The organism is Streptomyces sp. NPDC051286 (assembly GCF_044455345.1).
In the GTDB taxonomy this organism is placed as follows: domain Bacteria; phylum Actinomycetota; class Actinomycetes; order Streptomycetales; family Streptomycetaceae; genus Streptomyces.
In genome coordinates this window covers 1-6,073 of record NZ_JBITER010000111.1, presented here as the reverse complement: position 1 = coordinate 6,073, position 6,073 = coordinate 1, and the positions used below count along the sequence as shown (strand labels likewise).

Below are 6,073 nucleotides of genomic sequence, written 5' to 3'. Positions count from 1 at the left end.
TCGCCCTCGTCATGCTCACCCTCGCCGGCCACCGCCCCACCCTCCCCGGCCGCCAACCCGCCACAGAATGACCCACACATACGGCAGGAGAGCCCCAAATGGCGAGTGAGAAGCGGCAACGGTTGGTGGTCGTCGGCGACTCATGTCGTGCCGTCAGGGCATCGTCCCGCTCGTCGTTGCACAGCCGGCGCCGAGTGCAGAAGCCCAAGGAACATTCGACCGGAAACCGGCTCTAAGGCACCTGATACCGGGACAACATCCCTCTCGGAGGCAGCACAGCTGTCTTTTTTGCCGACTCCAGGGAGTTGTCCATGGCCAAACGAACGCCGAGGAAGGGCGCGGGGCCCGCGCGACTGTCCGCCGACCGGCTGCGCACAGGCTGGCCCGGACCTTCCAACACCCGTATTCGGCTCGCCCGAGCGCAAGACACAGCCGTGGCCGACGCACTGCTGGCCACGGCTGGGGTCCGGATCATCCCCGCGTTGCGCTCCGCGATCGAGGACGGGACGGCGGGCTCCGCCCTGCTGGCCGGCCTGGGCGGCACCACGAAGACCTTCTACACCGCCGCCGCCCGTACGTTCGTCGGGCAGAACAACATGGCCCAGTCCATGTCCAGCCTCAGCCTGACCCTGATCGCCGCCGACGGGCGTGACCAGCCGATCGGCACGCTGTGCGTCACCGCGCCCGGGACCGTCATCGAGAAGGCGATGGACTACGGCTACGAGCCGATGAGGGCCCTGACCCTCGGCGTGGCGGTCGCCAAGGTCCACGGCCTGGCGGTAGCCGAGACGGCCCGCGGGCAGGGCCTCGCCGCCGCCCTGCTCAAGCGGGCGTGGCAGGTCTACGCCCAGCTCGACTACCTCCTGCTGTACGGCTCGTACGAGACCGAGCGTGACCTGGGTGCCTTCTACACCCGGCACGGCTACACCGTCCTCGCCCCCGGCGAGGGGTTCCACGTCGACCGCCTCGGATTGCCGTTCGGCATCCACGCAGGTGACGACCAGTGCGTGTTCACCCGCTGGCGCTCCCTCAACTGACCGGCCGCCCGTGAGACCGGGCCCCCATCGTCCTGACCTGCGAAGAGGTACATCCGTGGAACTCGTGAGACCGTCCTACGCACGCGCGCGGGCCGGTATCGCGGTGAGAGTGGCACCAGATCGTTTATGACTGCTCCCCACCCTCCTCGGGGTACGGGAGCACCCACGGGCCCGGCACTGTTGCCACACGCCTCTTCACTACCCGCTCCTCGTACGCCCGCTGCCGACACGCCTGTCTGCAGTACTTCCGAGGCGTTGCGCCCAAGCTCTCGGGTTTCTGCTTCCCGCACCAGGCACACGGGTTGGGAACGCTGCCACCAGCACTCGCTACAGCAGTACCCGGCCCGTCCGAACCTCGTTTCGGGCGGGCTCCATTGTGTCCCCCGCGACGATCCGCGCGCGTTGGCAGCGCCGATAGGGCATGGCTCAGGAGCGCCTGCCGGGTGAACGGGGGGTCAGGGGGTGCGGGCGTGTGCGTGAGGAGAACGCCGTCGCCGAGGACTCCACGGATCCGGTACCGGCAGTTGCGGGTGCACCACGGCGCTGGAGTTGTCCGTGCTGCGGCCCAGGCCGGCGGGGCGGTGAGGAAGCTGTGTGTGGTCGACCGGTTTTCGTAAGGCCAGTACCAGCGATGGCGGGCGGCCGGCGGATCGTCCCAATACGCCTGGAACCAGCACTGTTCGGTGCTGTGGAGTCCCAGCGCTTGCCGTACGGCATGCAGGGCTTCCGTGTGATTGCAGTCGTAGCAGAGCAGGGCGCGGACAAGCCCTGTGGTGTGGCAATGATCGACGACTTCGGCCGGGCCGGGGCATATTGCGCAGGTGCCGCTCTGCTCGCCCCATAGCCGCCACCAGACGTACCAGCGCGGCACGCGACCCGGGCGGGTCCAGGTCTCGGTCAGTGGCCCGTGGAAGGGGCGCTGAGGGCCTCGGTGGGGTTGCCCGTGACAGGCCGTCCAGTACCGGCCGGATTTCTGACAGGTGGCTGGACCGCCTATGGGTCGGCGCTGATAGTCGGCGCCCCACGGAACCGTCGGCCGGTGCACAGCTGCCGCAAGGAGGGCGGCCTCGATCCGCCGCGTCGTGTTCATGCCGCTCATCGGGCTGGGCGCTCACCGGTGGGTCGGCTTGCCTTGCAGCAGGGGCACAGGGGGTCGCCGCCGTCTCCGTACCGGACGGTGGGCTCGAGGCAGGAAGCACAGCGCCCCACCTGTTCGGGCCTGCATCCCAGTTGTGTGGCGAGCGCTCGACGGTACGGCTGCGGTGCGGCTGCCGGACCTGGCTTCGTGACTGGCGCGGGAGGCAAGGGCCGCGCTGCCGGGAGCGGTTGGGCCGGTACGGTCGCGGGGGCCGGCTGCAGCGGCTTGCCGGGCCACGCGAGCGGATCTGTCGTTGACGGTGCAGGGGCAACGGCCGTGCGCTGGTGGGGAATCGCCTGTTGCGGTACGGCGCGGTGCTGGGACGCGATGTGGGAGAGGAACGTCGATGGTCGGGCTTGGGGCGCAACGGGTGCTGTCTGATCCCGGACGGTGATGCCGGTGGGCACGCTGGCTCCGGTGTCACGGGGGATGCTGCCGCGCCGCTTCTTCTCCTTCTCGGCCTCGGTGTAGGTGCAGTTGCGGTTGAGGGCCAGGCGTGCGGGCGCGGCGGGCTCGTCGTCGTCGACGGTGCCGGGCTCGGGGAGGACCGGCTTCTCGTCGGTGGCATCGAGGAAGGTCTCCCGGTCCTGGGCGGTCACCCACATGTGGGCGGCTCGGCCGCGGCGGCCCTGCTGGGCTGGGAGGTAGAGGGGTACGTACTGGCCTCCGGCGGTGGCGCCGATCAGTTGGTCGAGGTGCATTCCGAGAACGGGGGACCAGGCTCCGTGCCACTGGTTGCAGCGGCCGTAATTGCGATCGGGGCAGGGCACTGGGCTTGTGCTGTCGCACCGCACCATCTCGAGTTCCTTGACGCCGCCGCGGACGAGGAGGGCGTTGCCGCTGGAGATGGCCTCTTCGGGAAGGTGGTCGATGCGCGCCCATGGGGTGCGGTCGATGAGGGGTGCTCCGCGGTCGTCGGTCGTCCATAGCGGGCTGAGCCCGTCGGCGCGGGCGATGTCGGTCCGTTTGGAAACGGAAGGCCCGGTCTCGTAGGAGAGCTGGATCTCGCAGCCGAGCCGGAGTCCCTTGTCGCCGTGGACCAGGACGTCGGTGCGACGTCTGCCGTCCGGCGCTCGGGCCTCCAGCTCGGCCGAGAACCCAGCGGTCTCGGCCGCACGGGCGATGCGCTCTTTGAGTGCCTTGTGCCTGGGGCTCTCGGGCCGGGTGGGGTGCCGAATGCCGGTGGTGTAGTGGACAGCAATCGGCCGTCCCCGCCGCATCTGCAGAAACATCCACTGCGGGCAGCCCGGATCGCGCTCCCTGCAGTCGAGGCACTCCAGGTGCCCCTTCGGCGTCTTGCCGCCCTTGATGCCGTACAGCTGCCGCCACAATCTGGCATCAGCTGGGTCGTTGAGGTCCAGCTCCGACAGGTTGATCTCGCCGAGTTCCTTGTGGAACACACCGTGCGCCATACGAGTGACGTTACGGGCAGCCACCGACAATCAACAGAGCGCAATAGTCGGCCACAGATGCTTGTCCTGTACGCCACGCTGCCGGTCGTCCACCTGCTTGGATACGAGATCTAGCCGGGGAGGAAGCAGATGGCGCTCAATATCGAGTTCTTGTGGGATGAGTCGGTCACGCTTGGGGAGATCGAGGCGTTCGCCGCACAGGCGAGGGCAAGCGGCGCTGATTCCGGGACGGCCCTGGAGGCCGTGATGCTGCCCCAGGACGATTCGGTGCAGCTCGGGTGGCGCGTCACCTCCACTGGCGCACCGGCGGAGACGTCACGCGGGGTGGAGATGCCGCATCGGCTCATGTGGAACTTGCACAGCTTGCTGGAGCAGATCGGCAGCGGAGACGGTGATGTGCGGCAACTGCAGTCAGAGGTAATTGATCTTGATGCAGCGCTTTGGGAGGCCTTGATGAAGCACGTGGGAGACCAGTAGACCTGTACGGGCTGCTGGGGCGGAGCGCTCTCCGTGGTCGCGCTCCGCCCTTAAGAGGTGGTGAAATGCGCTTTCTGTCTGTTGGCGGCTGTCAAAGTGGCCTGTAGTGTGGAAGCAAGTCAGGGGCCGTGGGCCTCTGGAAGTGGAGCCAGGTGACCTGGGGCAGACCGGGAGCCTGGCTCGGCGCATTTCTGGACTCGTCAGCAGCCTGTAGGCACGTCGAAGTCGATCAGCGCATCTCCGAGAATGTCCCGGTACTGGGCATCACCCTGCCGGTGCGCCCGGACTGAACCGGCGACGATGTCCGACACCCAGAGCAGCGGTTCCAATGCACCTGGGATGTGGTCGGCCCTGAGCGTGGTGCCTTTGGGCAGACCCCGGCGGACCTCGCTGATGGTCGCGATGTCCCGCTTGTTGAGTTCCTTCTCCCGGGCTTCCAGGTAGAGCTGGTTGACCCCGAAGCCGTGCAGCTGACGAGCGAGCTCGCCCAGCGATTTACTGCGGGCCCTTTCCTGCCGGCGCCGAGGCACTGGCGAGCCCACCGAGACGATGTGCAGCTGCTCCTGGGCGGCGACAAGCTGTGCGGCGTAGCGGCGCTGCTGCTGGTTCATCTCGGTCCAGTGGACCTTGCTGGTGTCGCGCCGCCCTTTCAGCCGGCGCATGGTTTCGCGGACGGTATCGACCGCGGCGGGCTCGATGACGGCCGCCGCGATGATGTAGAAGCCGGTGGCGTTGTGCTCGTGGAAGGATTCGTCGAGCCAGGCAGGTATCAGTTGTTCGTCAGGTCGGGTACGCGGACGTTCCCCCGGTGCATGGCTGATGAGGTCACCTCCCTCTCTGGGAACTGCGGGCAGCGGTCTTGGCCGTGGCCGCCCCGGCGGCCGGGGCGCTGGTGGTCTCCTTCTTGCTCTTGCGGGGCTGCATCACGGACGTGCGGGTGTACTGGTACGCCATGACCACACCGCTGGGGGCCAGCGGGGCCTTGGTGTAGTGCTCACGGCGCTTGACCAGGGCGAGATCGAGGAGCTTCTTCAGACCGCGCTCATGGGTGTCGGCGGACCAGCCGTACCAGTCAGGTGCCTTTTCTGCGGGGAAGGTCGACCAGTTCTTCTCCCGGGCGATGGTCAGCAGCAGCGCCAGTCCGGGCAGGTCGATCTTCTGGTCGTAGCCCTTTGTCCAGAAGGACGCCGGGATCTGCAGGAAGCGTTCTTCCTCGGACTCCCCGCGGGGCCGGTCGTACGCCTTGCCACTGCCGTCCTCCCGCAGCAGAGTCACAGTGATCTTGGCGCCGGTGCGGGTGCAGGTGATCAGGTTGCGCTTCTGGATCCGGAGCAGGGTGCGCCAGGCACCGGTGCGGGCAGCCTGGTCGGTCGCGGTGTCCTGGATGTCCATGAGCCGGGCCCACACCGCGCTGTCGTGGGTGGTTGACCAGCCATCAGCCCCGCTGCTGCAGGCCGCCACGATCATCAGGTACGCCTTGAGCGCCCGCAGGTCCCGCCCCGTCACGAAGTCCTTCAGCGGTCCGTGCCGGCACGCGGATCCCCTCACCGCCTGTACGAACGTCTTCCGCAGGGGCACGTTCGCACGGACCGAGCGCTTGAGGAGCGCCACCCGGGTGTCGCTTCCGGTCGCCTTATTCGCCTGCCTGTCCTGCTGGTTGGGCGCTGTCGTCGTCATGTCTCAGAAGCTAGCCGGATAACCACGCAGAGAACAAACAGTTCAGCACTGCCAACTCTGCCCGGCTGAGCGGGTATATGAGAGAGCCAAGTGAAAGGTCAAGGTGAAAGAACCACGGTGACAGAACCGTGGGAGAACAAACTGATAAGGGATTCTGAGACACGTCAGCTCTCGGCTCTGCACGCCCCGCGTCCGGCCGACGATCGGCTCAGTGCCTACCGCCGACCACTTCATTTTTGGCTCTTCGGTCGCTTCCGTGGGCGGGGTTATGCGGTTTGACGGCTTGGTAGGTGGGGGCGGTGTCCGCCGAGGGTGAGCATGGCGAGGGCGAT

Annotated in this window: 6 protein-coding genes; 2 read left to right on the top strand and 4 right to left on the bottom strand. The window is 67.5% G+C overall.

Annotation, left to right across the window (positions count from 1 at the left end; genetic code table 11):
• Nucleotides 1–311 precede the first annotated feature (311 nt).
• Nucleotides 312–1,037: a GNAT family N-acetyltransferase gene (locus ACIBB8_RS37305; protein ID WP_398959792.1), complete on the top strand. Its 726-nt coding sequence runs from the start codon at nucleotides 312–314 to the stop codon at nucleotides 1,035–1,037.
• 124 nt (nucleotides 1,038–1,161) lie between these two features.
• On the opposite strand, the gene ACIBB8_RS37300 is transcribed toward ACIBB8_RS37305, so the two are convergent.
• Entirely contained in the window at nucleotides 1,162–2,127 is a 966-nt protein-coding gene (locus tag ACIBB8_RS37300; protein ID WP_398959794.1) for an endonuclease domain-containing protein, read from the bottom strand.
• A gap of 5 nt (nucleotides 2,128–2,132) precedes the next feature.
• Nucleotides 2,133–3,587: a hypothetical protein gene (locus tag ACIBB8_RS37295; protein WP_398959791.1), complete on the bottom strand. Its 1,455-nt coding sequence runs from the start codon at nucleotides 3,585–3,587 to the stop codon at nucleotides 2,133–2,135.
• 129 nt (nucleotides 3,588–3,716) lie between these two features.
• Between ACIBB8_RS37295 and ACIBB8_RS37290 the strand changes: the two genes are divergently transcribed.
• On the top strand, nucleotides 3,717–4,064 hold the full coding sequence (locus ACIBB8_RS37290; RefSeq protein WP_398959789.1) for a hypothetical protein: 348 nt from the start codon (nucleotides 3,717–3,719) through the stop codon (nucleotides 4,062–4,064).
• Between the two features lie 200 nt (nucleotides 4,065–4,264).
• Here ACIBB8_RS37290 and ACIBB8_RS37285 read toward each other — a convergent pair whose 3' ends face one another.
• Together ACIBB8_RS37285 and ACIBB8_RS37280 are read right to left on the bottom strand one after the other, a co-directional pair.
• Complete coding sequence (locus ACIBB8_RS37285; RefSeq protein WP_398959787.1) at nucleotides 4,265–4,726, bottom strand: hypothetical protein; 462 nt, start codon at nucleotides 4,724–4,726, stop codon at nucleotides 4,265–4,267.
• 163 nt (nucleotides 4,727–4,889) lie between these two features.
• Nucleotides 4,890–5,741, bottom strand: coding sequence for a hypothetical protein (locus ACIBB8_RS37280; protein ID WP_398959785.1), 852 nt, complete (start codon nucleotides 5,739–5,741; stop codon nucleotides 4,890–4,892).
• Between the last annotated feature and the right edge of the window lie 332 nt (nucleotides 5,742–6,073).